A 25926-nucleotide genomic window follows, 5' to 3' on the forward strand; every position below is an offset into this window, starting at 1 on the left:
AGATGTGGTCCCGGCCGGGATCGGCGACGAGGCCGCTCCAGTCCTCCTCGTCGGCGTAGGTCTGCGCGAAGGTCTGCTGCACCGGGACGTTGTTGAACTTCTCCTGGTAGAGCCACTCCGAATAGGTCGCGAAGCCTTCGTTGAGCCAGATGTCCGACCAGCGCACCGGGGTGAGGCTGTCGCCGAACCACTGGTGACCGAGTTCGTGGGCGAGCAGGTCGCCGTCGACGTCGCTGGTGCGCCGGTCGTAGACGGGCCGGCTCTGCGTCTCGAGGGCGTAGTGGACGCCGACGTCGGCGAGGATGCCGCCGGTCGAGTCGAACGGGTACGGCCCGTACAGCGAGGATTCCCACTGGACGATCTGCGCCGTGGTCCGGTTGAACACCTGGCCCTGCCCGGGCTTGGTGTCGATCGACTTGCCGATCGCGGTGATGTTCGGCAGGCCGCCGGCCGCCACGCCGCGGGTGACGTTGTAGTCGCCGATCGCGAGCATGCTCAGCTCGCTGGCCATCGGCCGGTTCATCGACCAGCGGAAGGTGGTCCGGTGATCGCGGGTGGTGGTGGGCCCGGGTTCGCCGTTGGCCAGCACGGTGAGCCCGGCCGGCACGGTGATGGTCTGGGTGTAGGTCGCCTTGTCGGTGGTGGTGTCGTTCACCGGGTAGTAGGTCGCCGCGCCGATCGGCTGGTTGAGCGCGACCGCCCCGTCCTTGGTGGCGACCCACCCGGAAAGGCCCAGCGCGGGATCGTCGATCTCCTGCGGCACCCCGGCGTAGGACACCGAGACGGTGAACGCGCTGCCCTTCCGCAGCCCGTGCGGCGGGGTGATCACCAGCTCCTGGGCGCCGCTGCGGGTGAAGCCGGCGGTCAGGCCGTTCACGGTGAGCCTGCTGATCGTCAGCGGTCCCTGGAAATCCAGGTCGAAGCGGGAGAGGTTCTGGGTGGCCGTGGCGAGGATCGTCGTGGTCGCGTCGATCGCGTGGGTTTCGGGGCTGAACGCCAGCCGGATGTCGTAGTGGCCGACGTCGTAGCCACCGTTGCCCATGTCGGGGAAGTACGGGTCCCCGGCACCCGGCGCACCGGGGGAGTACACCGGCGCCGCCTCCGCTGCCGGGCTCGTCGCGGCCAGCAGGCCGGCGGACAGCGCACAGGAGATGATCAGCAGCTGACCACGGCTGCGGTGGACGCCTCGCATCGGCCCTCCTCGGCAAGCATCGACGGTGAAGACTAGGTCGGACCCGACACCCGGATCAACCCTGGTGCGACGCCTGGAAGCGACCGCTGTCACCGCAGGCGGGACAGCATGCCTCCGGCACGCCGGAAACGCCGCGTTTGCCCGGGAGGGGGCGAATCAGCCGGCAGTTCGCCCGGTCGTTTCCCACAGGCGCTCGACCTGTTCGGCGATCGCCCGCGGGTTGAGGGAGGGGTGGGTGCGGCGAATCGTCCCGAGCAGGCGATCGCGAGTCCGGCGGCGCTGCTTCCCCTGGGTGCGCCGGATCTGTTCCGGCGTCAAGTCCAGTGTGCTCAGCGCGGCCCGGACGGCCTCGGTCAGCTGAGCGCTGTCCCGCTCGGTGAGCAGGTTCGCCGAGCGCGCCAGCGTTTCCGGCGGGGTCGCCGGGTGGCGGACGGCCTGCTCGGTCAGGGCGGCGGCGTCTTCCGCGCGGATCCGGCCGCCGGTCACCAGCCGCAGTATTTCGCGCGCTGCGGACGTGCTGAGGGCCAGATCGGCCGTCGCCACCCCGAGTTCGCTTGCGGCCTGGCGGACGTGGGTGAGGTAGAAGTCGGCTGCCCGGGTGAGACCGAGTCCGGGGTCGCTGTCGGCGAGGTCGAGCACGGCCGTGGTCAGGCTCAGCCGGGTGAGGCCCAGGGCCATGGTGTCCGGTACGCCGGCCCGCACCAGGGCGTCGATGTTCTCCCGGTCGGCCGTGGTGACCGGGCGGTGTGCGCTGTGCCGCCGCGCGGCGGTCCGGTCGAACCAGCCCGCCACCGCCCCGAGCCGGGAGTTCTCGGCCAGCGAAAGGTTCCGGTCATCCCCGAAGACGTGCGCGGCGCCGCGCTCGGCGTACCGGAACTCGGCCCCGTCCACCCCCAGGGTCAGGTAGACGACCCACCGGCTGCGGGCGCGCAGTTCGCGCGCGGGTTGCGCGGCACGCACCGTGTCGATCGGGTCGTCCGGATGCGTGACGACGATGCCGAGATCACCCGCGCCCACCGGAGCGAGCGTGCGCCGGTGCAGGCGTGGCGCGAGCTCGGCGTAGCTTTCGGCAGCGCCGAGTTCGGCGCCGGTGAGCTGGTGCAGGACCGTGGCCGACGCCGTGTCGTGCGTGGTGGCCAGGAACTGCGCGATCTTCGCGCGGTGCCGCTCGGCGTGCCGTCGCGGAGGCGGGACCGGCGGGAGACCGTTGAGCCAGGCGTGGAACGAGTCCTGCAGCCAGGGGTCGAGGAACTTCTCCTGGTGGTCGGTGCTGAGCGTCATGAGGGGCGCGTTCAACCCGCGGAACGTGCCGACGACGTCCAAGCCCGCCGCGAACGCGGCCAGCAGCTCCAGCTCGCCGCCCGTCCTGATCTGCGGCATGGCCAGCACCTCTTCCCGGTACTCGAGGTAGGCCAGCAGTTCCACCGGGGTGGGCAGCAGATCGGTGAGCAGGTGCAGTTCCGGCACGGCCAGGATCACCGGAACCGCCCCGGCCGGGAGGATCTCCCGCTGCCGGAGCAGGTCGAGCAGAATGGACAGGGGGTCGAAGGTGTCCGCGGTCGGCACGACGGCGTAGACCCGGCGGATCGCCGCACGGTGCAGGGTCAGCGGCTCGCCGCGGCCGGTCAGCGTGACGTGACCGTCCCGCTCCAGCGCCCGGATCAGGCGGGCCACCTGGAAGAAGCCGTCGCCGACGGTGCGCCGCAGTTCGGTGACGGCCGCCGCCGGGTCGCCGAGCCGGGACCGGGTGCTGAGGTACCCGCCCTTGCCTTCGAGCACGAGCACCACGTCCTCCCACACCAGGACGCCGTCCACCTCGATCAGCTCGCCCGGCCGGTCGCCGGGGTACTTGCCCCCGCGCAGCACCCGGGCATCGGCGAACACGCCGGCCAGGTGTTCCAGCGCCGCCTCTTCCACGACGTCGCCACGGGCGCGGTAGTAGGGCAGGTTGGGCAGCCGGGAGAAGACTCGTTCGACCAGCTGCGAGAGATCCGTGCTGACCAGGTGCGGCAGGCTGTAGAGCACGAGGTCCCCGGCCTCGACCAGCGGGGTGGTGGCCAGCGGCGACGCGAAAACGTGGCTGCGGGCGGTGTTGCGGCCCAGCGTCGCGGGATCCACGGTGAGCAGCCGGCGCCATCGCGAGGCCTCTCGCCGCTGTGGTTCCGGGACTGTGTCGTCCACGGACGGCCAATCCAGCAGGAGCCTGGCGCCGGCCAGCGCCAGATTGTTCAGCACCTGCTCGGACAGGGTGAGCTCACCGGGCAGGTGCAGCAGGGTCCGTTCGCGCAACACGGTGCGCAGCGCGGGATCGCTGACCGTGGCGCGGAATTCCCGGAGCACGTCCGACCAGCCGATCAGCGCGGACTTGTGGATCGAGAGCAGGGTGTCGAGATCCGGGTGTTCGCCGCCGCGCTCGCGGATCCGCCGAGCCAGGCGCAGTGAGTACGCCCAGTCGTACCGGGTCGGGAACGCGCCGTGCCCGGACCGCCACGACCAGGCGAGCTGGTCGTGCACCTGCCACCCCTCGCTCATGGCGGCCGCGGTGATGTCGCCGTCGGTCCAGCCGCCGGTCAGGGTCAGCTGGCCGTCCAGCACTTCGTGCCGCCGAGCCAAGGCGAGTGCGCGCAGTGCGCTTTCGAGGCTTTCGCGGCTGAACAGGTCCGGCGAGGTGATCCGCGACAGGCAGGAGGCCAGGAACTCCATCTCGTGGGTGAACGCATTGGGCGTGCCCAGGCTGCCGCGGTCGTCGCCCTGTCCGAAGAGGATGGCCACCCACAGGCACGCCATGAGAGAGGTCCGAGCCAGCTCGGCATCCAGAGCCCGAGTCGTGGCGGCGAGCTCCCGTTCACAAGCGGCCCGGAACTCGGCGACATCGGCCCGCGTGGCGGGCCGCCCCAGCGGCGAACCAACCGGCGGCGACGGCAATTCCAGAAGCTCGGAGTAGCCGACGGCGAAGGTGTCGGACAGCCGGGTGCCCAGCCCCACCAGGACGGCAATCGCGTCCTTCAGCGTGCCCTGGTCCCACGTTTGAACCGCCATCAGCGGTGTGCGGAGATGAGGTCGTGGGCGGCGTCACCGAAGGCGTGGACGCGGGCGGTGGCGTTGTCGGTGCGCCAGAGCAGGCCCCACTGGAGGGGTGGCGCGTCGTGGAGGTGGACGTAGGCGACGTCCGGGCGGGCGTAGTAGCGCCGGACGTTGGCGCCGACCGGGAAGACGCCGTGTCCGGCGCCGACGAGGGTGAGCATTTCCTGGAAGGTGGCGGCGGACCGGCCGGTGCGGATCGGCCGGCCGGCCGGGGTGGTCGCGGGGGTGCGGTCGGCGCGCAGGGAGTCGGGCAGGGTTTCCGGTAGCTGCAGCATGGTGACCGTGGCCAGGTCCTCGACGGAGACGGCGTCGCGGCCGGCGAGGGCGTGGCCGACGGGGACGGCGAGGAAGCGGGCTTCGGACACCAGCACGGGTCCGCTCTCGATGCCCGGTTCGTGCACGGGGAAGGTCGCCAGGGCCAGGTCGACCTCGGCGGTGTGCAGCCACGGCATCAGTTCCGCCATCTGGGCTTCGCGGATCCGGACGTCGCAGTCCGGGTGGCGCTCGCGGAACAGTTCGGTGGCGCCGACCAGCAGCTGGCCGGCGGCCGCGCCGGTGAAGCAGACCTGCAGTGTCCCGGTGAACCCGCGGCCGGTCTCGATCGCCCGGGCCAGTGCGGCGGTGATCGTGGTCCACGCCGGCCGGAGGTCGTCGTGGAGGCGGCGTCCTACCGGGGACAGTTCCACGCGGCGGCTGGTCCGGGTGAACAGCGGGACGCCGACCCGGCGTTCCAGCTTGCGGATCGTCTGGCTGATCCGGGCGGTGGAGACGTGCAGCCGCTCGGCCGTGCGGCCGAAGTGCAGTTCCTCGGCGAGCGTCAGGAATGCCTCCAGCTCGTGTCGCTCCAGCATGCCCGTCCTCGCATCGTTAACCGTGGCTTCACGATCGTGGCACACATCGGCGTTGTTCCGAAGCTCCGCCCACCGGAGAGTGGAGACATCGGAACCAGTCCACAAAGGAGCACCGATGTACGTCACCGATGAGCACGCCCTGGCCGCCGGCAGCGGCGCGGAAGTCGTGCGGGAACTGCGGGACCGTGCCGAGATCGTCGACGCGCTCCACCGCTTCGCCCTCGGCCAGGACCTGAAGGACAAGGCGCTGTTCGCGTCGGCGTTCGCCGCGGACGCCGAGCTCGACTTCCGGCCGGCCGCCGCGAAGTGGGGCGCGCGGCCACCGCTGATGGCGGGCCGGGACACGATCGTGACCACCATCCTGGGCCTGTTCACCGGCCGGGTGGACACCACGCACCAGGTCACCACCACCCGTGTCGCCGTCGAAGAGGACACCGCGCGGCTGACCGCGCTCGTCGAGGCCCAGCACCTGCTGACCGCCGACCACGGGGTGTTCGCGCTGTTGAAGAACCCCTATGACGTCGAACTGGTCCGGGACGGCACGCGCTGGCTGATCCACCGCCTGCGGATCGACAACGCCTGGTTCACCGGCGACCCGGCCGCGATCTTCGCCGCCTGACCCCGGAACCCTCACCCGAAGGAAGAACCCATGAAAGCCATCAGAATCCACCAGCCGGGCGGTCCGGAAGGACTCGTCTACGAGGACGCACCGGAGCCCTACGCGGGCGTGGGTGACGTGGTCGTGCGGGTGCACGCGGCCTCCTTCACTCCCGGAGAGCTGGACTGGCCGGTGACCTGGGTGGACCGTGGCGGCCGGGACCGGACGCCGGTCGTCCCGGCGCACGAGGTGTCGGGAGTGGTCACCGAGGTCGGGTACGGCACCACCGGGCTGCGGGTCGGCGACCGCGTGTACGGGCTGACCGACCGGCACCGCGACGGGGCAGCGGCCGAGTACCTCGCCGCCGAAGCCCGCGATCTGGCGGTCCTGCCCGACACGGTGACCCACGGTGCAGCCGCGGCGCTGGCGATGCCGGGGCTGACCGCGTGGCAGGCGCTGTTCACCCACGGGCACCTGATCGCCGGGCAGTCCGTGGTCGTCCACGGCGCGGGCGGCGGCGTCGGCACCCTGGCCGTCCAGCTCGCCCGGGACGCCGGCGCGCACGTGACCGGCACCGGCCGTGGCGCCCACCGGGAGGTGGCGATCGAGGCGGGCGTGCACGAGTTCGTCGACCTCGACCAGCGCCGGGTCGAGGAAGCCGGTCGAGCCGACCTCGTTTTCGACACGGTCGGCGGTGACGTGCTCGCCCGCTCGGGCGCCGTCGTGCGGCCCGGTGGGACGCTCGTGTCGATCTCGGCCCCGCCCCCGCCGGTGCGCGGCGGGCGGGCGGTCTACTTCATCGTCGAGCCCGACCGCACGCAGCTGACCGAGCTCGCCGATCGCGTCCGGACCGGGCGGCTCCGCCCGTTCGCCGGAGCCACCTACGCCCTGCCGGACGCCGGGCAGGCATTCCTCGCCAAGCAGAACGGTGTTCCGGGGAAGATCGTGCTCAAGGCGGTCGACGACTGACGGCTTCCGCATCCGGCAGGCGGTCAGCCTCCTGTGTAGAACCCCTGGGGCCGGAATCGGTTCGGTCGCTCGCGGTACTCCTCCAGCGCGTGCGCCAGCCACCCCGCGGTCCGCCCGATCGCGCGGATCGTCTCGCCCGCACCCGGCACCATGCCGTGGGCCTCGGCCAGCACCGCGAGCGCGAGGTCGACGTTCGGCCGCATGCCGGGCCGGGCGGCCACCAGGTGGTCCACCGTGGGCCGGATCGGGCCTGGGACGTGGACCAGTTCGAGCAGCCGCGTCGCCCGTGGGTCGCCCTCGGGACAGCGGGGTTCCCCGAACCCCGGCACCCGGCCCGTTTCGTGGACGCGCTCGGCGACGGCGGCCATCGGATCGGGCAGCCCGGCCGCCGAACGCAGGAAGCGGCGCACCGCTTCCGTGGCCGCCCCGTGCGCCGGACCGTCCAGGGCTCCGAGCCCGGTGGCGACCACCGCGTACGGGTGCGCTCTGGTGGACGCGGCCGTGCGGACCGCCATCGTCGACGACGCGAGATCGTGGTCGGCCAGCAGCACCAGAGCGGCGCCGAGCGCCCGGATCCCGTCTTCGCGCGGCTCCTCGGCGGTCAGCGCCGACCACAGCCGCACCCCGAGCGGATCCGCCGGCCGGGCGTTCCCGTACGAGGGCAGGGCGTCCACCATCACCGCGAGCAGCGCCCGCCCGGTGCCCACCACGACGGCCGGATCCACGTCGTAGCGCAGCGGATCCGCCGTGGCGGCCGCGCCGACGATCACCGGCAGCAGGTCCACCGGCCGGGCGTGCTCCACGAGAGGCCGGATCACCGTGCGCGCGAGTTCGCGCACGGGTTCGGACGCCACGAACGCCGCGCCGTCGTCCAGCACGCCTGTCCACAGCAGATTCGTGCGGGTCCGGCTCAGCAGCCCGCGGCTCACGTAGGCGTACACCGTCTCCGCCTTCACGCCGAGCAGGCGGGCGGCCTGCGCCGTGGTGAACGTTCGCTCGGTCATGCCGCCACCCTCTCGGCTGTGGATCGTCTCCGCGCTGTCCAACTTCGGCACGTGGATGCACAACACCGCGGCAGCCGCGCAGCTCGCGCTCTCCTCACCGTCGCCGCTGATCAACGCGCTGCTGCTGGCCACGGCCACGCTCCCGGCGGTGGTCCTGTCGTTCCCGGCGGGCGTGCTGGCCGACCGGATCGGCCGCGGCACGGTCCTGTTCTGGGCCAACGTGACCGGTGCCCTGGTGGCGGCGCTCTTCGCCGTGTTCGGGCTGTGCGGCGGCCCCGGGCCGGTCGCGATCCTCGTGCTGACGTTCGCGCTCAACGCGGGCTGGGCCGCCGGCTACCCGGCGTGGAACGCGGAAGTGTCCTCGGTGCTGCCGGCGGATCTGGTGAAGGATGGTTCGGCGCTGAACAGCCTCTCGTTCAACCTCGCCCGCACGCTCGGCCCGGCGGCGGGCGGGTTCGCCTTCGGCGCGGTCGGCGGGTTCCCGGTTTACCTCGCCAACGCGCTGTCCTTCGCCGGTTTCGTCCTGTGCTTCCGGAAGACCCGCGCTGTCGTGCCGTCGAACGTGACGGGCTCGTGGCGGGATTCGAACCTGCGCCGCCACGTCCCCGAGGGGGTGCTGCGGTCCGCGTGCGCACTGTTCGCCGCACTCGCACTCGCGGCTCTGCCGTTGCTCGCCTCGGTGCCGGCGTTGTTCGCGACCGGCCTCGTTTTCGGCGCCGCCCAGGCGTCGATGGTCACGGTCAACAACGGCTTCCTGCAGGCGACGGTGGCCCTTTCGCTGCGGTCTCGGGCGGTGGCGCTGTACATCGTCGTGCTGTACGGCGCCCAGACGATCGGCGCCGTCACCGCGGGCACCCTGTCCACGTGGTGGGGCGTCGGCCCGGCGGCGTGGACGATCGCGGCGCTGCTGGCCGCATGCGCACTGCCGAGCAGAGTCGCCTGAGCCTGGCGGGGCAGCTTTGAAAGTTTCCCGGTATCGCGCTCGTCTTTGAAACTTTCAGGGGATCGCGCTCTTCTTTCGCCGCAAGCCATAGACGTGTTTGACACCGCGAGCCGACCCCGCTTATCGTTCTGTCGAACCGGTTCGAACGCGATTTCGGCGGTCCCGGCGGTAGTGACGATGGGTCCGATGATCGGTGTATCCCCGCAGACGCGAAACCCGCGAAAGGGATTTCTTGATGCGTCAGAACAGCCCCCGCACGCCATTCCGGCGCTTCGCCCGCGCAGCGCTGGCCGGCGCCACACTCCTCGCGATCATCGACACGGTACAACCCGCCGCCGCAGGACAGCCGGCCGTCGCAACGCAGCCGGCCCCCGCAGCTGCCGGCGCCGCCGCGATCGACTCGGTCGACCTGGCCGGGACGTGGAGTTTCACGCCGACGGGCCGGGGGACGACGTCGATCACGGTGCCCGGCGGCGGCTGGTACAAGCAGGGCTTCACCGACGTGAACGAGGCGGTGTACTCGCGCACCGTCACCGTGCCCGACTCGGGTCAGCCGCAGTCGACGTGGATCGAGTTCGGGGCGGTCAACCACCAGGCCACGCTGTCGGTCGACGGCCGGGTGGTGGCGACCCAGAGCACGTCGTTCACGCCGTCGAATTTCGACATCACCGCCTACGCGGCCCCCGGCAGCACCCACACGATCAGCGTCGCCGTGAAGGGCCGCGGCGCGTTGAAGGCCTCCAACGGCCGGTACCTGGTGCCCGACGCCGCCGACTGGTCCGAGGCGGTACCGCAGGGCATCTTCCGGTCCGCGTTCCTGCGGACGTACCCGGCGGTGTCCGTCAGCGACACGTTCGTGCGCACGTCGGTGGCGAACAAGACGTTGAGCTACGACGTGTCGGTGCGCAACACGTCGGGCAGTTCCCGGTCGGTGACGGTGACCGGGTCGCTGTCGTCCGGCAACGGAACGGCTTTCAGCTACCCGGAACTGCCCGGCCGTACGGTCACCGTGGCGGCCCACTCGACCGCGACCGTGACCGTCGGGCCGGTCGCGTGGAACCTCGACAGCACCTCGTACTGGTGGCCCAACGTGCCGTACCGGCCGGGGTACCGGGCGCAGCTGCACCGGCTGGCGGTGCGTGCCGTCACCGATGACGGGCACACCAGCGACGCCACGTACCGGTTCGGGTTCCGGGAGGCCACCCAGAACGGTGACTACTACTACCTCAACGGCGTGCGCGTGAACTTCCGCGGCGACAACCTCCAGGGTGCCGACTACGACCGGATCAACAACGGCGGCAAGGGCGACGCCTACGACACCCTGCCCGGCTTCCTGCCCCCGTCGTCGAACAACGGCGGCTGGCCCCAGGCGGTGGACAACTACCAGCGGCTCAACTACAACGTGGTCCGCATCCACCAGGAGCCCGCCAGCCCGTACATGCTCGACGTGGCCGACGAGATGGGCCTGATGATCATCGGCGAGACCGCGATCCGCGGCTCCTCCGGCAAGCAGGACTGGATCGCCGGGCACGACAACATGGTCGGCCACGCCCGTGCGCTGGTCCTGCGCGACCGCAACCACCCCGCGGTCATCCGCTGGAGTCAGGTCAACGAGCCGAACCAGAGCGGCCAGGATTCCGAGCAGTTCGAGAAGGACCTGTACGCGGCGATCAACGGCAACGACGGCACCCGGCCGGTCATCGCCGAGGTGGGCGTCGACGGGAATCTCAACGGCTATCCCGGGATGACCTACGCCAACTTCGCGGTGTTCCCGCACTACGTCGACGGCTTCGGCAGGTACGGGGAGGCCCTGAAGACCGTGAACGGGCGGCCCGACGGCGAGGGCGAGTACATCTGGCCGGCCTGCAACACCAAGCAGGGCTTCGAGTGGTTCGCCACGGCGACCCTGGCCAAGCGCGGCAAGAACGCCACCGACCTGCGTCCGTACACGCTGCTGTCCGCCTGGGCCGGCGTCGTGCCCGGAGTGCGGACCACCGACTTCACCCCGGAGGAGGGCGGTCGCCCCGTCTACGGCGCGGACAACCTCCCGAACCCCTGGAGCAACCCGCAGATCCAGCGCGTGCAGGCGGCGTTCAACCCGGTGGCCGCGGTCGACCTGCCGTTCTGGTCGGCCTCCGGCGCCTCGGACGCAGGTGGCACCTTCCCGCTGCCGCAGGCCGTGCCCAATTACGCCCGGAACGCCACGGTCACCCGCACCATCACCGTCTTCAACGACGACTTCGCCGACACTTCGGTGGGCTTCACCTGGACGGCGCGGCTCGACGCGCCGGACGGCGCGGTCGTCGCGTCCGGAAGCACGACCCTGACCGTCCCGCTCGGCTCGCGGGTCACCCAGCCGGTGTCCTTCACCACCCCGGCCACCGGCAGCCGCGTGTACCTGCAGCTGTCGACCACGAAGTCCGGCAGCCCCGTCTTCACCGACGCGGTGGAGTACTTCACCCTCGCCGGAGGCGGCGGAGACGGACCGGCGCCGGGCACCTACCGGATCGTCAACCGCAACAGCGGCAAGCCGCTCGCCGTCGCGGACAACTCCACTGTGGACGGTGCCAAGGTGGTCCAGCAGAGCGGCACCGCCACCTGGACCATCGCCACGACCTCCGACGGCTCCTACACCCTCCAGTACGTCCCGAGCGGAAAGGTCCTCGACGTCAACGCCAACAGCAGCACGGCCGGGCTGCAACTGCAGCAGTGGACGGCCAACGGCGGCACCAACCAGAGGTGGTACCTGCGGTCCACCGGCAACGGCTACTACACCATCGTCAGCCACGACAGCGGCCTGGCGGCGGACGTCTACGGCGCGGCGACGAGCGACGGGGCGCAGGTCGTGCAGTGGGCCGCCAACGGCGGGGCCAACCAGCAGTGGCAACTGAACCGGGCCTGACCGGTTCGCCGCTACCGACCCGCCGCGACCGGCTGGAGCAGCCGGTTCCGTGCGACGATCGCTTCCTGCGTGGGTGGCACGAGAAGCGCACCACCACCCTCGACCGTGCCCTGGGCGAATTCGACGTAAGGCCGTTGGCGGGCCTCGTATCGCCGGAACGCGGTCCCGTGATCCCCCTCCGCGCGCTCGAGTTCCTCCGCGAGGAACTGAGCTCCGGTCATCGCCAGCGACGTGCCCCGGCCCGCGAGAGGGGATGCGCAGTGGGCCGCGTCGCCCACGAGCGCGACCCGGCCGCGGTGCCAGGTGGGCAGGTGGATCTGGCTGACCGAATCGAAGTAGATGCCGGGATCGGCGCGCACCGCGTCGAGGATCGCGGGGACCTTCCACGAACGACATCCGGCGAACCGGTCGAACAGGATCTTCTTCTGCGCTTCGACGTCGCGGTAGTCGTAGTCGAGCGTGTCCGACGCGAACATCAGCAGGCCGATGGCCTTGTCCTTGAACCGGGCGATGCCGGCCAGGCGCCCGGGACAGCTGTACATCGGATTGATCCGCTCGGCTTCGGCATCGGCCTCGGCGGGCATGTCGGCGATGGCGACGTAGAGACCGAGATGCCGGATCCAGTCCCGCTCCGGGCCGAACACGAGCCGCCGCACCGCCGAGTGCATGCCGTCGGCGCCGAGGACGAGGTCGAAGCTTTCCGATCCGCCGGAAGCGAACCCGATATCGACCCGGTCGTCGTGCTCGGCGATCGAGGTCACCGACTCGCCCAGCCGCAGGTCCACGGTTTCGGGCAGCGCGTCGGCCAGGATCCGGGACAGGTCCTCGCGGGCGATCTCGATGTCGTCGGGCGAATCGCCGATGTCGGCGGGCAGCCGGCCGATGGCTGCGCCGTTCTCGTCGACGAAATGGACCTGCTCGGTCATGCGGATCCGCGCGTCGCGGACCGCGGGCAGGATACCCATCTTCTCGGCGACCTCGATCGCGTCGCCGCGGACGTCGATGGGCGAACCGTTCCCCCGGAGCCGATCGGCGCGCTCGACGATCGTGACGTGGTGACCTCGTATCCCGAGGACACGGCCGAGTGAGAGACCGGCGACGCCCGCGCCGGAGACGAGGATTTTCATGTGTTCTCCACAACGTAGCCGGGGAATTTTCAGCGCGCTGACCGCGACGGGTGGGCGAGCACGAAATCGCGGAGCAACCGGGCGGTTTCCCGGGCGAACTCCACCGTGATCCCGTGGCGCGCTCCCGGAATCACCGCCAGCCTCGCCCCGGGGATCGCGCCGGCGATCTTCCGTCCGATTTCGGGACCGGCCGCGGGATCGTCTTCGCCGTAGACGAGCAGGGTGGGCGCCGTGATCTCGGGCAGGCGTCCGGTGAGGTCGAAGCCCGGGACCGCGGCCAGCCGCCGCGCGTCCGCCTCCGGTGGGCGGTGGACCAGGATCGACTCGAGCTCGGCCACCACCTTCTCGTCCGCTTGCCCGCGTTCGGACAGGGCGAAGGCGAGCATCCGCGCATCGCGCTGCGACGGTGACAGTCCGACGATCTCGGAGGCCACGGGTGCTTGCAGGGCCGAGGCGTCGGCGAAGGTGGCGCCGACCGTCAGCGATCGGACGACACCGGGTATCGACACCGCGACCTGCAGGGCGATGAAGCCGCCGAACGAGGAGCCGAAGAGGTGCGCTCGCTCGTACCCGAGCCCCCTGATGAGCGCGGCGCAGTGAGCAGGGGCCGGAACTCGTCGTACTGGATGTGGGTGCTTTCGCCGCCGTGGAGCAGGATCACCGGCTCGCCGGCACCGGACTCCGCGTAGGCGATCTCGACCTCGCCGGTCTTCACCGTGCCCCGTGACGTGGTCACGTCGGCCTCCTTAAAGATACTGATCGTCTCTTTAAGGTAGCCTCGATCCGCCGGGCTGTCCACGAAGAGAGATGGGAAAATCGGAGGCGTGCCGGAGAACACGGAGACCTCGGAGACGACCGACGCCGGCGCGCGACCGGCGCGACCGGGTGGCCGCAACGCTCGCGTGCGGTCGCAGATCCTCGCGGCGACCACGGAGCTCGTGGCCCGGAACGGGGTGGCCGGCCTGCGCTACGAGGAGATCGCCGAACTCGCCGGAGTCAACAAGAACAGCGTCTACCGCAACTGGCCGGACCGAGCCGAACTCGTCAGCGACGCGTTGCTGCAGTATGCCGAGGACTCTTCGCCTCTCCACGACTCCGGCGACCTTCGCCGGGATCTGGTCGACTTCCTGGTGGGGTTGTCCGAGCGTGTGTCGAGCTCGATCGGGCGGGCGCTGTTGCAGGCAGGCAGCGCGGCCCCGGGCAACACGGATCTGGATGAGGCGGTCCGGACGGTCTTCGACCGACGGCTCGCCACCGTCCACCGGCGATTCGACAGCGCCGTCGGAAGGGGGGAGATCCCGCCTGTCGACAGCTACTTCCTCACCGAACTGCTGTCCGGGCCGGTGTACCTCTACGCCATCCGGCGACGCCACCCCTTCACCCGCGAGGTGGCCGAGAAGATCGTCGATGTGGTCTTGGCCGGCCTCCACGCCACCAAGCCGTAGGGGTCATGGCCGCTGGGCGAGGCGTGCATAGATTTCGCGGGGCTTCTTCGCCCAGCGCCAGATCTTGGTGGCGAAGACGGCTTCGAGTTCCGCCTTGAGCCGGTCGCGCTCGGCGGCGGTGCGGGCCACCTCCGCGCGGAGTCGTCGGACTTCGTCGTCGAGACGCTCGGCTGCCTTGTCGGACTCTTCGGCTCGGGCGGCAAGGGCGGCGGCGAGGTCGTATTCGATTTCGCCGCAGAAGGAGTCGCGGTAGCGGGCGTGGGTGACCGGGACGGTGAAGTCCTTGTCCCGTGGGTCGAAGGAGACGGCGATGAGGCCGTCGCCGCTGACGGATTCGCCGACGGAGTGTTCGGCGATGACGTGGGCGCCGGCGTCGAGCAGGTTCCGGAGGGCGTTCTGGTGGGTGAGCGGGTCGCCGGAGATGGTGTGGTGGTGGGTGGAGACGACCAGGAAGCGCACCCGGCCGGCTTCGAAGTCGCCGCGGGCGCGGTCGATCAGGACCGTCTCGGCCCCTTGGATGTCGACCAGGACGAGGTCGGCCCGCTCCAGGCCGGTTTCGGCCAGCAGGGAAGCCAGGTCGTGCTGGGGGACGTCGTACACCTGCCCGTCGCTCTCGGCTTCGAAGGCCAGCGGCTCGCCGGGCTCGGCGCCGACGGCGGCCTGGACGAACCGGACGCGGTCGTCGTAGCCGTTGAGCGCGCTGTTGCGCCGCCCGACGTCGATCCACGCGGGGTCCGGCTCGAGGCCGACCGCCCGGCCGGTGGGGATCGCGTGGCAGAACCAGAGACCGTAGTACATCCAGAAGCTGCCGAACTCGATCATCGTGGGCGACCCGCCGTCCGCGGCCAGGCGCTCGAGGATCCGGTGGAACACGATCTCTTCCTGGGGTTCGTGGTGACCCCGCAGGGCCCGGATGACTTCGGCCATCCAGGCGCCGTAGTAGCCGCCTTCCTCGACGAGCAGCCCGTTGTGCATGACCTGCACGCGCGCACCATCGTGGTCACGGCACGCCCCGGCGCCTTCGACCTTCGGAATGCCGTCGGCGTCAGTACAGGCCACGGTGGCCAGCATCCGGCCGGCCAGCGCCGGGTCGTACCCGCTGACGTCGGGAACCAGCCGCTCCACAGAGCCTCCAAGACGGGAAGGGAATTCGAGCCTAACGCCCAGTCGGAGCAGAGCGCCCGGAGGGAACGCGCTGACCGCGCCGGCCGGCGNNGGGCCGCACGCGGAACAGTCCGGCGGAGGATCGCGTTCGGGCTGTCGAGGAGGACTAATCGCCAACAGCATCGGCGAAGAGCCGGACGGTCACGGTCAGTCCGCCGGTGGGCAGCGGGCGGGCGTCGAGGTGACCCTCGTGGGCGGCGACGATCGCGGCGACGATGGGGAGTCCCAGGCCGAGGCCGTCGGGGGCGGAGACGCGTTCGCCGGTCAGTCGGGTGAAGGGGTGGAACAGCTGGTCCACCTCGTCGGCGGGAATCACTGGGCCCGTGTTGGTCACGGTGGCTGTACCGGATCCGGTCGTGACAGTGACCGTGCCGCCGGGGATGTTGTGGCGGATCGCGTTGTCCACCAGGTTGGCCATCATGCGCTCGGCCAGGCGGGCGTCGCCGAGGACCGGGGCGGGCACCAGGTCGGTGTTGACGCTCACCGACCGCGCTTGCGCCTCCGCCAGGCGAGCTTCGACGACCGAGCCGGTGATTGCCTGCAGGTCGACGGGTTCCCGGCGATCGAGGCCGCGTTCGCTGCGGGCCAAGGTCAACAGCGCTTCGATGAGTCGTTCTTGTTGCTCGCCTGCCGCGAGCACCCGGCGGCACACGGTCTGCAGGCCGGTGGTGGTCGGGGTCGGGTCGGCCAGTGCCACCTCCAGCAAGGTTCGTTGACGGGCCAACGGGGTGCGCAGTTCATGGGAGGCGTTGGCCACGAACTGGCGTTGCGCGTCGAACGCGGACTCCAGTCTGGCCAGCAATCCGTCGAACGTGTCGCCCAGTTCCTTCATCTCGTCCTGCCGGCCGGTCATCTCGAGTCGCTGGTGCAGGTCGCCCGCGGAGATGTCGCGGGCTGCCGCGGTGATGGTCCTCAATGGACGCAGTACTCGTCCGGCCATGATCCAGCCCGAGCCGACGGACGCCACGGTCATGATCGCGAGCGCGGCGCCCGACCGCAGGACCAGCTGGCGCGTCGTCTCGGCCTGCTGGGTCGTCATCAGCGCGCGTGCTTTCTCCGCGCAGGCGGTGAAGTCGCCGTCGGTGGCCACCGTGCCGTCCGGTTGGGCGCAGAGCCGCACGATTCCGTCGCCGTCCGGCGCGTCCTGGAGCCGGATGACCGGGAACCCGCCTGCCACCAACAGGTAGGTGATGACGAGCAGGGCAGCGCCGGACAGCAGGAATAGTCCACTGTAGACGATGGTGAGCTGCCACCGCACCGTCCCCCGGGTCATGGCCCGATCCGGTAGCCGGCCTGGGGCACGTTCTCGATGACCGGCGGGTCGCCCAGTTTTCGGCGCAGCCGGCTGACGGTCACCTTCACCGCGGTCGTGAACGGGTCGGCCATCTGGTCCCACACCCGCTCCAGCAGCTCCTCCGCCGGCACGATCCGGCCCTGCGAGGCCAGCAACAACTCCAGCACGCCGAACTCCTTGGGCCCGAGATCCAGCGGACTGCCGTCGCGGCTGGCGGCGCGGCGCGACGGGTCGAGCACCAGACCGGCATGCGTCAGCACCGGGGGCACAGCGGGCTGAGCACGCCGGAACAACGCACGCAGCCGGGCCACCAGCTCGGCGAACGCGAACGGTTTCGGCAGGTAGTCGTCGGCGCCGAGACCGAGGCCGTCGACGCGGTCCTCGATCGTCGCCGCGGCCGTCAGCATCAGCACGCGGCCTCGGCACCCGTCGGCCACCAGCCGCGCGCACACGTCGTCGCCGTGCCGCCCGGGCAGGTCGCGGTCGAGCACGATCACGTCGTAGTCGGCCGTCTGCGCCTGCTCCAACCCGGTCGCGCCGTCGAACACCACGTCCACGGCCATCTGCTCACGCCGCAACCCGACCCCGATCGCCTCGGCCAGCTCGGCGTCGTCCTCGATCACCAGTACTCGCACCCGCGCAAGCCTGCCCCAACCGACGTTGCATGGCGGTTACATCAGTGCTGTAACCGTCGTGCAACCGGCCGCCGCGTACCTCTTGCGATCATGAATGTGCACTCACGGAGAACCGTGCTCGGCGCCGCCGCGGCCGCCACCGCCGGTCTGCTGTCCACAGGAGCCACCGCACAGGCAGAACCCGCGCTCGCCGCACGTATCCGGGACATCATCACCCGGTCCGAGCTGGCCGGGTCGAGGTGGGGCATGCGGTTTCACGTTCACAACTCGGATGAGCCGGTCTACGCACTGAACCCGGGTCAGCGGTTCGTGCCCGCGTCCTCGCTCAAGGTCTTCATCGCGGGGGCGGCCTTCGCGGCGCTCGGACCTTCGCACCGGTTCCTGACCCGGGTGAACGCGCACGGCCCCGTCCGCCGTGGCGTTCTCGACGGCGACCTGGTCCTGGTGGCCGGCGGGGACCTGGCGCTCGGGCCCAGGCTCCGGTCGCATGGCACGCTCGCGCTGCCGGACCCCGACCACACCTATGGGAGCGCGACCGAACCCGTTCCCGGTGACCCGCTCCAGCAACTTCGCGAGCTCGCCAAGCAGGTGCGACTTCGCGGCATCCGGCGCGTCACCGGCCGGGTTCGGGTGGACGCCTCGCTGTTCCGGCAGGGACAAGAGGACATCTTCAACGGCCTCGGCCCGATCCCGGTGTCCCCGATGATGGTCAACGACAACGTCGTCGACGTCGTGGTGACACCCGGTCGCGCCGAGTTGCGGATATGGCCGGAAACCCCTTACGTCACCGTGGTCAACGAGGTCAACGAGGTCAACCAGCCGGCGCGAAGGTTGACGTTCACACCGGTCGCCACCAACCCCGACGGCACGCGGTCCGTGCGGCTCACCGGCGACATCCAGGCCGGCGGTCAGCCTGTCGTGTGTCCGTACTTCGTGCCGGACCCGGTCCGCTTCGCCGAGATCGCGTTCATGCGTGCGTTGACCGAGGCAGGCGTCGACGTGGTGAACGGGAGGACCGTGGCCGGGCCGGGCCGTCTGCTCGCCGAGCACGTCTCCCCGCCGCTGTCGGAGCAGGCCAAGGTCATGCTCAAGCTGAGTTCCAACGTGCACACCGTGTACTTCCCCTACCTCGTCGGCGCGATCGCCGGGCACGACGCCGACAACGCCAAGGCCGCGGGCGCACGTCTGCAGGCCGCATTGTTCGAGCGGGCCGGCCTCGAGGTGATCGATCCGACCAGCGGCACCTTCAGCCCGGACTTCTTCGTCCAGTTCCTGCGCTACATGGCGCGGCAGCCGTATTTCACCGCGTACCGCGACGCGATGGCGATCCTGGGCCGGGACGGCACATTGACCGGCACCACGCCCGACTCTCCCGCCGCCGGCCGCACGTTCGCCAAGACCGGCACGGGTTTCCTCGGTACCGAGCTGCACAAGGCGCTGGCCGGCTACCTCGTCCTGCCGGACCGGCGGTTGGTGGTGTTCTCGCAGTTCATGGACATGACGGTCGGATCAGCGGCGGAAGCCATGGCGCTGCAGGAAAGTGCCGGTGTCGCACAGGCCGACGTCGTCACCGCCGTCTACGAATCGCTCACCAGGTAGGGAGAATCTCCATGCACACCACACGAAGGTCCGTCTTCGGACTGTTCGGCGCCGCTGCCGGCCTGCTCGCCACCGCCGGCCTCGGCGACGCCACCCCGTCCGACGTCGTGTCGCGCGATCTGTTGCCAGGCGGCAGGTTCGACCGGTTCGTCGCCGAGCGGGCCGCGGCGGACCAGTTCTCCGGCGCGGTCCTGGTGGCCCACCGGGGCAAGCCGGTGCTGACCAGGTTCCACGGGCGGGCCAGGCAGGGTGTCCCCAACGCATCAGGCACCCGCTTCGACCTCGCGTCGATCACCAAGTGCCTCACGGCCGTGGCGGTCGCTCAGCTCGCGCAGCGGGGCGCGGTGGCCTTCCACCAGCCGCTCGGCACCTACCTCGACGGATTCCCCGCCGACGTCTCCCGCGCGACCGTGCACCAACTGCTGACGCACACCGCGGGCGTCGGCCGGCCCGGTCTCACCAACCAACGACCGGCCGACGAGGACACGTGGAACAGTGTCGACGACGTGTGGCAGGGCATGTCGGCCTACCTGCGCACGTTGCCACTGCGGTTCACACCGGGCAGCCAGTTCGGCTACAGCAACGACGGCTACTTCGTGCTCGGTGCCATCGTCGCCGCGGTGTCCGGGCTGTCCTTCTACGACTACGTACGCCAGCACGTGTTCGCGCCGGCCGGCATGACCAGCTCGGCTTTCTTCACGAAGCCCCAGATCCGCGGCGACGACACCATCGCCCTGGGCTACGCGACCCAACCCGGCGGCCCGCGCGTGGACGCCACCACCCTGCCGGGGTTTCCGTACGTCGGAGGCCCGTTCACCGGCGCGTACTGCACCACGAAGGACCTGCTCCGCTTCGCCATCGCCCTGCACGGCGGCAGGTTGCTGAACCCCGCGTTCACCACCCTGGCCACCGCCGGCAAAGAGGCCGTGAGCCCGGTCGACCTGCCACAGGGGCAGTTCTACGGGTACGGCCAGGTCGAGACGATCACCGGAGCGCACCGAATAGTGGGACACACAGGCGGCGGCCCCGGCCGCTCGAACAACCTCGACGTGTTCCCGGACGCCGGCTGGGTCGCCGTCGTGCTCAGCAACTATGACACCAGCGTCCGGCCGATCGTCGATCTCGCCCGTCAGCTCATCGTGAGCCAAGCCGGCGCCGGTGCAGGATTCGACTGCGGGACGACAGATTCTTGATCACCTCGCCGTCGAGCATCCGTTGGGCCGGCTGAGTGATCAGTTCCAGAACTCCATGAGGCAGAAGGACGTCATCGCCCCCACCCGACGGCGGCCACCTGTCCCTGCTGCGGCTGCCCGATCCTCAGGGAAAGAGGCGGGTACGAAATCTGCGACGAATGCGGGCGGGAAGACGGTGCATCGGGTTTGGTGCCCGTTCCCCTCTGTTGGGGGCAGGTAGTGGTGATCTCCTGGCCGGTCCCACGCGGTGTGGGCGGCTTGGTGCCCGCAAGGTCGCGTCGCCGAGAGTCTCGATCGGATGTGACTGGCGGGGTGTGAGCATGCCATCGATGACCTCACTACTCGCTCATCCGCTGGACTGACGTCCGGTTGCAGGAGTTGCGTGACGCCTTGGGCGGCACGATCTACCGCGAGTCGGAACGTGGGTGCGGGAGGCGGGACTGTCGCCGGGTCTGATCCGCTGGAACCAGCCCGCGCGCACGCTGTGGTTCGACGTGATGAACGAGGCAGCGGCCCACCTGGTCCTGCCTGAACTGCTCCGCGCGGCGTCCCGGAGCCGGCCGGTGCTCGCACTGCGGACCGACGAACTGCTCGCCCCCACACCGCTGGTCCGGGCCCCCCTCCGGGCGACGGCCCGTGGTCCTGGCACGGCCGGGGCGCGGGGCGGCAGATCGTGAACGGACAGCAGACGCTGTTGGACATCGCGTTCCTGCGCCACGGCCTGGACCGGGCGCGGGCGGTGTGCCGCCTCCAGCCCGGTTCGGCGGTCGGCGAACGCGAGGACGACTTCGCCGTCGTAACCACCTCCGTGCCGCTGCCCGACGACGTGCGGTGCTGTCGTTGCGCGAGGGCACGCCGCCGGAGGTCGACGACCGTGTCGCGATCATCCAGCACCCCGGCGGCCTGGACGACCGGGTGGTGCAGTACTGGACCGACACCGAGGCCGGGTCGCCGGTGTTCGACGACCGGTGGAAGGTGGTCGCGTTGCACCACCGCTGGGTCGACTCCCCGGAACGCGACGGTATGGCGTATCGCAACCAGGGGCGCGCGATTGCCCGGGTGGCCGACCGGCTCGACGCCCTCGGCGTGGACCTCCGGGCGTAGCCGGTGGCCCGATGGGTCGGATCCCCGGACTGGCGCGACGCTACCGCGGCGCTGCTGCACCGCACCCTGTGCGACGCCGTGTGGAAGCGGGACGCGATGACGAAGAGACTCGTGACCGAACCGCCCGCTGGCTGAGGCGGCCATGCCGCATGTGGCCATACGTGGTTGACACCCAGGTGGCACTCCGTTAGTTTTTTCTGCAACCGATCTCAGCAACCGATCTCATGGGGGGTTCGTGTCCACTGGCCCTGGCGATCCGCGTGCTCGCCGCGCACGGTGCTACGTGCGGCCCCAGCCGTCGTTCAGGGACGCTGATGGCCGGACTCCTGGTGCCGCCGATGGCCCCCGCCATCCAGCCCTGCGGGCCGCGGCCGGCGCGCTCGCCGACGGGGTACTCAGCCTCAGCGGTGCTTTGACATGAAGAAAGCCAAGACGATCATCCTCGGCGCGTCGCACTGGCATGTGCCCCTCTGTGCGGACCGGATCGCCGAGCGGCACGTCGTCGTCGGGGTCAGCGATCCCGACCTGTCGCGCGCGGAGCACCTTGCGCGTCTGTGGGACGCGCCCCTCTACCCGTCCTGGGAGGAAGTGCTTGCGGCCCACGGGGACGCCGAGCTGGCGTACGTCTTCGTCCCGCACGACGTGATGCGCGAGGCCTGCCTCGCTCTCGTCGCCCGGCGCATCCCGCTCGTCGTGGAGAAGCCGGCCGGGGTGTCGTTGCGGGAGCTGGTCGACGTCCGGGCGGCCGCGGAGGCTGCCGGGGTACCGATCGCCGTGACTCTCGTGCAGCGGGGAGGCCCGGCCGACCGATGGCTGGCGAGGGCCGGCCGCTCGGTGTACGAGAGCGTCCAGTTCATCGCGGGCCCGCCCGACCGCTACCTGGTCGGCGGCAGTCCGTGGATGGTCGACGTCGAGCGCGCGGGCGGCGGGTGCATGGTCAACCTCGCTCCGCACTTCGTGGATCTCTTCCTCCGCTCGGCCGGCGCGGAGGAAGTCGCGGTGACGGCGGCCCTGTCGTCGGCGCTGCACGGCCGCGGCGTCGAGGACTACGCCTCGATGACGCTGACCACGGCCGACGGGCGGATCGCCACCATCGAGGTGGGATACGCGTTCCCCGGGTCGCCGCTCAAGCGGCATTGTTCCTTCATGCGGATCGGTGCCGCGGGGACCGCGACCATCTGGTCCGACGGGAACGCGTCGTTCACTTCGAACGACGGCGTCACGGAGACCGCGGTCCTCGAGGTGGACAGCGATCCGTTGTACGGATTGTTCGTCGACCAGGTGGCCGAGCAGCTGAGACGTGGTTTTGTGGAACTCCCGCGGATCAGCGATCTCGAGGCCACGATGGCCGTCATCTGGGACGCGTACGCGCACGGCCGACAGGAGAGAACCGGTGTCCACACCCAGCATCGATGAGGTAGCGGCGGCAGCCGGGGTCCACCGGTCGACGGTCTCGCGGGCGTTTTCCCGCCCGGAGGCTGTCAAGCGGGAGACCTTGGACCACGTCCGCAAGGTGGCGGCCGCCATGGGTTACAAGATGAGCCCGCTCGCCCAGGCGCTCCGGACCAAGGTCAGCACCCTCGTGCCGCTGGTCGTCCCCGACATCACCAACCCGTACTTCGCCGAGCTCGCGAAGGCCATGACGGCCGCCGCGGGGGAGCGTGGCTACCAGCTGGTGCTGTGCGTGACGGAGAACGAGGCGGATGCCACGGCCCGGTACCTCGACGCCATGCAGGCGATGTACGCGCCTTTCGCGGTGATCGCGCCCTACACCCGGGTCCTTCCCGCCGAGTTCGAGTCCTCGGGCTTCGGGAAGCGGCTGGTCGTCATCGACCGGGTCGAGTCCGGCGAGCAGACGTCCACGGTGACCGTCGACAGCGCGACCGGGATCGCGCTCGCGTTGGACCACTTGTTCGAGCTCGGGCACGCCTCCATCGCCTACGTCTCGGGGATCGCGGGGACGCACACCGCCGCGGACCGGCGCCAGGCTTACCGGACGCTGGCGGAGAAGCACGGGATGACGCCGATCGAGCTCGACGGCAGCGGGATCGGCGTCGACGCCGGCGAACGTGCCGCGGAAGAGCTGGTGAGCCTGCGTGCGCGGCCGACAGCCGTCATCGCGGGCAACGACCTGGTCGCCTTCGGACTCATCAGCTCGCTCGGCTCGCGGGGGGTGTCGGTCCCCGGCGACGTCTCGGTGGTGGGTTTCGACGGTCTGGCGCTCGGCGCCCGCAGCAACCCGCCGCTGACCTCGGTGCAGCAACCCATCTCCGAGATGGGCCGCATCGCGATCCGGCTCGCCGAGCAGGCGGCGAACGGTGGCCCGGTCGAGCACGTGGTGCTCCAGCCGCAGCTCCTCGTCCGCTCCTCGACCAGGCCGGTCCGGTGACCGGCCGGCTGCTGCCCGGGCTCCGGCACGTGGACCATGCCGCGTACACGGTCCCGGACCTGGACGAGGCGGTGCGCTTCTTCGTCGAGGTCCTCGGGGCGGAGGAACTCTACCGCTCCCGGCGCGGTCCCGACCCGTCGTTCATGCCGGCGCACTTCGACGTTCCGCCGGACGCCGCCCTCGAACTCGCCATGCTGCGGCTCCCGCCGAACCTGAACGTCGAGCTGTTCGAGTGGCAGTCCGCGGACCAGCGGACCCAGCACCCTCGACACAGCGACCGGGGCGGGCATCACCTGTGCTTCGTCGTCGACGACGTCGACGCGGCGATCGCCCACCTCGCCGCGATCCCGGACGTCCGGGTCCTCGGCGGCCGCAAGGAAGTCGGTCCCGACAGCCCCCTCGTGGCCGGCAACCGGTGGACGTACTTCGTCACCCCCTGGGGCCTGCTGATGGAGCTCGTGGACCGGTCCCGGGTGCAGAACCCCCCGAACCTCGTCGGCCCGGCGGACTGGACCCGCCCGCCAAGAAGGAGCGCCCCTCTCTCATGATCATCGCCGGACACACCCTGGGAACCCCGGGCCGTGACCTCGCCGAAGCGCTGCGCCTCTTCGGCACGGCGGGTCTCGACGCCGCCGAGGTCATCTACCAGGACGACTACCCGGCGGCCATCAGCCCGTCGGACCCGCGGTCCGCGCGGCGGGCCGCCGCGATCGCCGACGCCGAAGGTGTCCCGATCGTCGCGCTCACCCCGTACACGACCTCCATCAACAGCGTCGACGCGGCGAGCCGGCAGCGGGGGATCGACGAATTCCGTGCATGCCTCGAGGCCGCGCACACCGTCGGCGCGACCCGCGTCCGGGTGTACGCCGGCGCCTGGCACCCGGGGGACACCGATCACACCCGGCACTGGGAACAGCTGCGGAGCGCGCTGACCGTCCTCGCGCCCGAGGCCGCGGACGCGGGCGTCGTGCTCTGCGTCGAGAACCACTTCGGCACCATGACGCAGACCGCGGCCGATACCGCCCGTCTCGTCGGCGAGGTCGGCTCCCCCTCCGTCCGCGTCCTGTACGACCAGGCCAACCTGACCTTCACCCATGACGAGACCTGGCAGGAGGCCTTCGCCGTCCAGGGTGAACTCGTCGGCCACGTGCACGTGAAGGACCTGGTCTTCAAGGACCCCGAGGCGCCCTTCCGGGCCTCGGACACCGCCCGGGTGAAGGCCGAGGAACGCGCCGTCCGGTCCCGGGTCGTCGGTACGGGCGTCGTGCCGTGGCCCGAAATCGTCGAGGAACTCGTGCGCCGCGGTTACGACGACGTGCTCTCACTCGAGTACGAATACCGGTGGCATCCCCAGGATCTGCCCGACCCCGCGACCGGCTTCAAGGACTCCGCGCTCGCGCTCCGCAAGATGCTCGCCACGGTGGTACCCGCGTGACGAGCCCGGATGTGCTGCGCATCGGTGTGGCGGGCGCCGGCAACATCGCGAGCATCGCCCAGCTCCCGACCCTCGTCGCGCGCGACGACGTGGAGCTGCGGGGCCTGGTCACCCGCAAGGACGACCCGCAGCCCCTGCTGCGGCGCTGGGGCTTCCGCCGTGCCTATCCGACGGTCGAGGCGTTGCTCGAGGCGGAGGAACTGGACGCGTTGTTCGTCCTCACACCCCGGTCGGAGCACGTCCACGCGACCCGGTTCGCGCTGGAGGCCGGCGTCGACGTCTTCTGCGAGAAGCCGCTGGCGACGAGCGTGTCCGACGCGCAGTCCCTCGCCGAGCTGGCCGCCGCGCGGGAACGAGTGCTCATGGTCGGGTTCAACCGCCGCTTCGCACCGGTGTACGAGGCCGGCCGCGCGGCTTTCGGGGAGAGCGGCGCGAGCTTCTGCGTCGCCCAGAAGAACCGGGCGGGCTCCGAGTACCGCGCCACCTTCGAGAACGCGATCCACATGGTCGACCTGCTGCGCTGGTACTGCGGGGGCGAGCCCGTCGACGTCAGCGCGCACGCGGCCGGTGAGGACCGCTGGCAGGAGGACGGCGTGGCCGCGCTCGTCCGGTTCGACAACGGTCACTCCGGCATGCTCGTGGGTGCCCGCGACGCCGGCGGCTGGAGCGAGAAGCTCGACGCCTACGGAGACGCGGCGACCGCGAACGTCACCGCGCCGGACCGGATCTCGATCAGCCGGCCCGACGGGACGACCGTGCGCGAGATGTCGCCCGAGGCCTTCGGCTGGGCGACGGCGACTCAGACGTTCGGCTTCGCCGGGGCGGTTCACCACTTCCTGGACCGTGTCCGGGACCGCGGCGAGCCCTTGACGTCCGGGGCCGATGCGGTGAAGACCCAGCTCCTCCTCGATCGCATCCTCGCGGCCGCCGGGCTCCCCACCGAAGAGCAACCCGGACGGGCCTGGAGCAGCCACGCCAAGAAGTGAGGGACGTTTCGA

General features: G+C 70.7%; 23 protein-coding genes and 1 pseudogene. 14 read left to right on the forward strand and 10 right to left on the reverse strand.

The window, feature by feature from the left end:
- The 3 genes from CCN39_RS34065 to CCN39_RS34075 all read right to left on the reverse strand — a co-directional run.
- Positions 1 to 1192 (reverse strand): M1 family metallopeptidase (locus tag CCN39_RS34065; protein ID WP_244211122.1); only part of this gene is annotated, 1192 nt, incomplete at its 3' end.
- 156 nt (positions 1193 to 1348) lie between these two features.
- Positions 1349 to 4231 carry a hypothetical protein gene (locus tag CCN39_RS34070; RefSeq protein ID WP_086849026.1) on the reverse strand — a complete coding sequence of 961 codons (2883 nt, stop codon included), beginning with the start codon at positions 4229 to 4231 and terminating at the stop codon, positions 1349 to 1351.
- Complete coding sequence (locus tag CCN39_RS34075) at positions 4231 to 5127, reverse strand: LysR family transcriptional regulator (protein ID WP_086849027.1); 897 nt, start codon at positions 5125 to 5127, stop codon at positions 4231 to 4233. The genes CCN39_RS34070 and CCN39_RS34075 overlap by 1 nt, the downstream gene beginning before the upstream one ends.
- Before the next feature lie 115 nt (positions 5128 to 5242).
- On the opposite strand from CCN39_RS34075, the gene CCN39_RS34080 reads away from it, so the two are divergent.
- Together CCN39_RS34080 and CCN39_RS34085 are read left to right on the forward strand one after the other, a co-directional pair.
- Entirely contained in the window at positions 5243 to 5746 is a 504-nt protein-coding gene (locus CCN39_RS34080; RefSeq protein ID WP_086849029.1) for a nuclear transport factor 2 family protein, read from the forward strand.
- Between the two features lie 30 nt (positions 5747 to 5776).
- Entirely contained in the window at positions 5777 to 6694 is a 918-nt protein-coding gene (locus CCN39_RS34085; protein WP_086849031.1) for an NADP-dependent oxidoreductase, read from the forward strand.
- A gap of 23 nt (positions 6695 to 6717) precedes the next feature.
- Here CCN39_RS34085 and CCN39_RS34090 read toward each other — a convergent pair whose 3' ends face one another.
- The gene (locus CCN39_RS34090) at positions 6718 to 7698 is read right to left on the reverse strand and encodes a citrate synthase (RefSeq protein ID WP_086849033.1); all 981 of its coding nucleotides are present in this window, start codon (positions 7696 to 7698) and stop codon (positions 6718 to 6720) included.
- Here CCN39_RS34090 and CCN39_RS34095 point away from each other — a divergent pair.
- Positions 7697 to 8641: an MFS transporter gene (locus tag CCN39_RS34095; protein WP_086849035.1), complete on the forward strand. Its 945-nt coding sequence runs from the start codon at positions 7697 to 7699 to the stop codon at positions 8639 to 8641. The genes CCN39_RS34090 and CCN39_RS34095 overlap by 2 nt on opposite strands.
- A 235-nt stretch (positions 8642 to 8876) precedes the next feature.
- Positions 8877 to 11543 (forward strand): RICIN domain-containing protein, encoded by a 2667-nt coding sequence (locus CCN39_RS34100; protein WP_086849037.1) that lies wholly within the window; start codon positions 8877 to 8879, stop codon positions 11541 to 11543.
- Between the two features lie 11 nt (positions 11544 to 11554).
- On the opposite strand, the gene CCN39_RS34105 is transcribed toward CCN39_RS34100, so the two are convergent.
- The 3 genes and pseudogenes from CCN39_RS34105 to CCN39_RS52810 form a co-directional block, all read right to left on the reverse strand.
- Complete coding sequence (locus CCN39_RS34105; RefSeq protein ID WP_086849039.1) at positions 11555 to 12670, reverse strand: FAD-dependent monooxygenase; 1116 nt, start codon at positions 12668 to 12670, stop codon at positions 11555 to 11557.
- Between the two features lie 29 nt (positions 12671 to 12699).
- Positions 12700 to 13263 (reverse strand): annotated as a pseudogene (locus CCN39_RS34110) (alpha/beta fold hydrolase); the annotation flags it as partial.
- Entirely contained in the window at positions 13149 to 13406 is a 258-nt protein-coding gene (locus CCN39_RS52810; RefSeq protein WP_208630501.1) for an alpha/beta fold hydrolase, read from the reverse strand. The gene CCN39_RS52810 and the pseudogene CCN39_RS34110, both read right to left, overlap by 115 nt.
- An 88-nt stretch (positions 13407 to 13494) precedes the next feature.
- Between CCN39_RS52810 and CCN39_RS34115 the strand changes: the two genes are divergently transcribed.
- Positions 13495 to 14115: a TetR/AcrR family transcriptional regulator gene (locus CCN39_RS34115; protein ID WP_086849041.1), complete on the forward strand. Its 621-nt coding sequence runs from the start codon at positions 13495 to 13497 to the stop codon at positions 14113 to 14115.
- Between the two features lie 3 nt (positions 14116 to 14118).
- Here the strand turns inward: CCN39_RS34115 and CCN39_RS34120 are convergent, their stop codons facing one another.
- The 3 genes from CCN39_RS34120 to CCN39_RS34130 all read right to left on the reverse strand — a co-directional run bounded on the left by CCN39_RS34120 (position 14119) and on the right by CCN39_RS34130 (position 17208).
- Positions 14119 to 15240 carry an FkbM family methyltransferase gene (locus CCN39_RS34120; RefSeq protein ID WP_086849043.1) on the reverse strand — a complete coding sequence of 374 codons (1122 nt, stop codon included), beginning with the start codon at positions 15238 to 15240 and terminating at the stop codon, positions 14119 to 14121.
- 145 nt (positions 15241 to 15385) lie between these two features.
- The gene (locus CCN39_RS34125; RefSeq protein ID WP_086849045.1) at positions 15386 to 16552 is read right to left on the reverse strand and encodes a sensor histidine kinase; all 1167 of its coding nucleotides are present in this window, start codon (positions 16550 to 16552) and stop codon (positions 15386 to 15388) included.
- Positions 16549 to 17208: a response regulator transcription factor gene (locus CCN39_RS34130; RefSeq protein WP_086849047.1), complete on the reverse strand. Its 660-nt coding sequence runs from the start codon at positions 17206 to 17208 to the stop codon at positions 16549 to 16551. Before CCN39_RS34130 ends, CCN39_RS34125 begins: the two co-directional genes overlap by 4 nt.
- 96 nt (positions 17209 to 17304) lie before the next feature.
- On the opposite strand from CCN39_RS34130, the gene dacB reads away from it, so the two are divergent.
- From dacB to CCN39_RS34175, 9 genes are all read left to right on the forward strand, one after another.
- Positions 17305 to 18807: a D-alanyl-D-alanine carboxypeptidase/D-alanyl-D-alanine endopeptidase gene (gene dacB, locus CCN39_RS34135; protein ID WP_158104572.1), complete on the forward strand. Its 1503-nt coding sequence runs from the start codon at positions 17305 to 17307 to the stop codon at positions 18805 to 18807.
- Positions 18808 to 18818: 11 nt separating this feature from the next.
- Positions 18819 to 20000 carry a serine hydrolase domain-containing protein gene (locus CCN39_RS34140; protein WP_244211123.1) on the forward strand — a complete coding sequence of 394 codons (1182 nt, stop codon included), beginning with the start codon at positions 18819 to 18821 and terminating at the stop codon, positions 19998 to 20000.
- 425 nt (positions 20001 to 20425) lie between these two features.
- On the forward strand, positions 20426 to 20677 hold the full coding sequence (locus CCN39_RS34145; protein WP_086849051.1) for a hypothetical protein: 252 nt from the start codon (positions 20426 to 20428) through the stop codon (positions 20675 to 20677).
- 154 nt (positions 20678 to 20831) lie between these two features.
- On the forward strand, positions 20832 to 21104 hold the full coding sequence (locus CCN39_RS50335) for a S1 family serine peptidase (protein WP_086849053.1): 273 nt from the start codon (positions 20832 to 20834) through the stop codon (positions 21102 to 21104).
- 417 nt (positions 21105 to 21521) lie between these two features.
- The gene (locus CCN39_RS34155) at positions 21522 to 22520 is read left to right on the forward strand and encodes a Gfo/Idh/MocA family protein (RefSeq protein ID WP_086849055.1); all 999 of its coding nucleotides are present in this window, start codon (positions 21522 to 21524) and stop codon (positions 22518 to 22520) included.
- The gene (locus CCN39_RS34160; protein WP_086849057.1) at positions 22498 to 23493 is read left to right on the forward strand and encodes a LacI family DNA-binding transcriptional regulator; all 996 of its coding nucleotides are present in this window, start codon (positions 22498 to 22500) and stop codon (positions 23491 to 23493) included. Before CCN39_RS34155 ends, CCN39_RS34160 begins: the two co-directional genes overlap by 23 nt.
- A complete protein-coding gene (locus tag CCN39_RS34165; protein WP_086849059.1) occupies positions 23490 to 24041 on the forward strand; it encodes a VOC family protein in 552 nt (183 codons plus the stop codon). The genes CCN39_RS34160 and CCN39_RS34165 overlap by 4 nt, the downstream gene beginning before the upstream one ends.
- Positions 24038 to 24928 (forward strand): sugar phosphate isomerase/epimerase family protein, encoded by an 891-nt coding sequence (locus CCN39_RS34170; RefSeq protein ID WP_086849061.1) that lies wholly within the window; start codon positions 24038 to 24040, stop codon positions 24926 to 24928. The genes CCN39_RS34165 and CCN39_RS34170 overlap by 4 nt, the downstream gene beginning before the upstream one ends.
- Positions 24925 to 25914, forward strand: coding sequence for a Gfo/Idh/MocA family protein (locus CCN39_RS34175; RefSeq protein ID WP_086849063.1), 990 nt, complete (start codon positions 24925 to 24927; stop codon positions 25912 to 25914). The genes CCN39_RS34170 and CCN39_RS34175 overlap by 4 nt, the downstream gene beginning before the upstream one ends.
- Positions 25915 to 25926 lie beyond the last annotated feature (12 nt).

It is taken from the genome of Amycolatopsis kentuckyensis (assembly GCF_002155975.1).
Classification (GTDB): Bacteria; Actinomycetota; Actinomycetes; order Mycobacteriales; family Pseudonocardiaceae; genus Amycolatopsis; species Amycolatopsis kentuckyensis.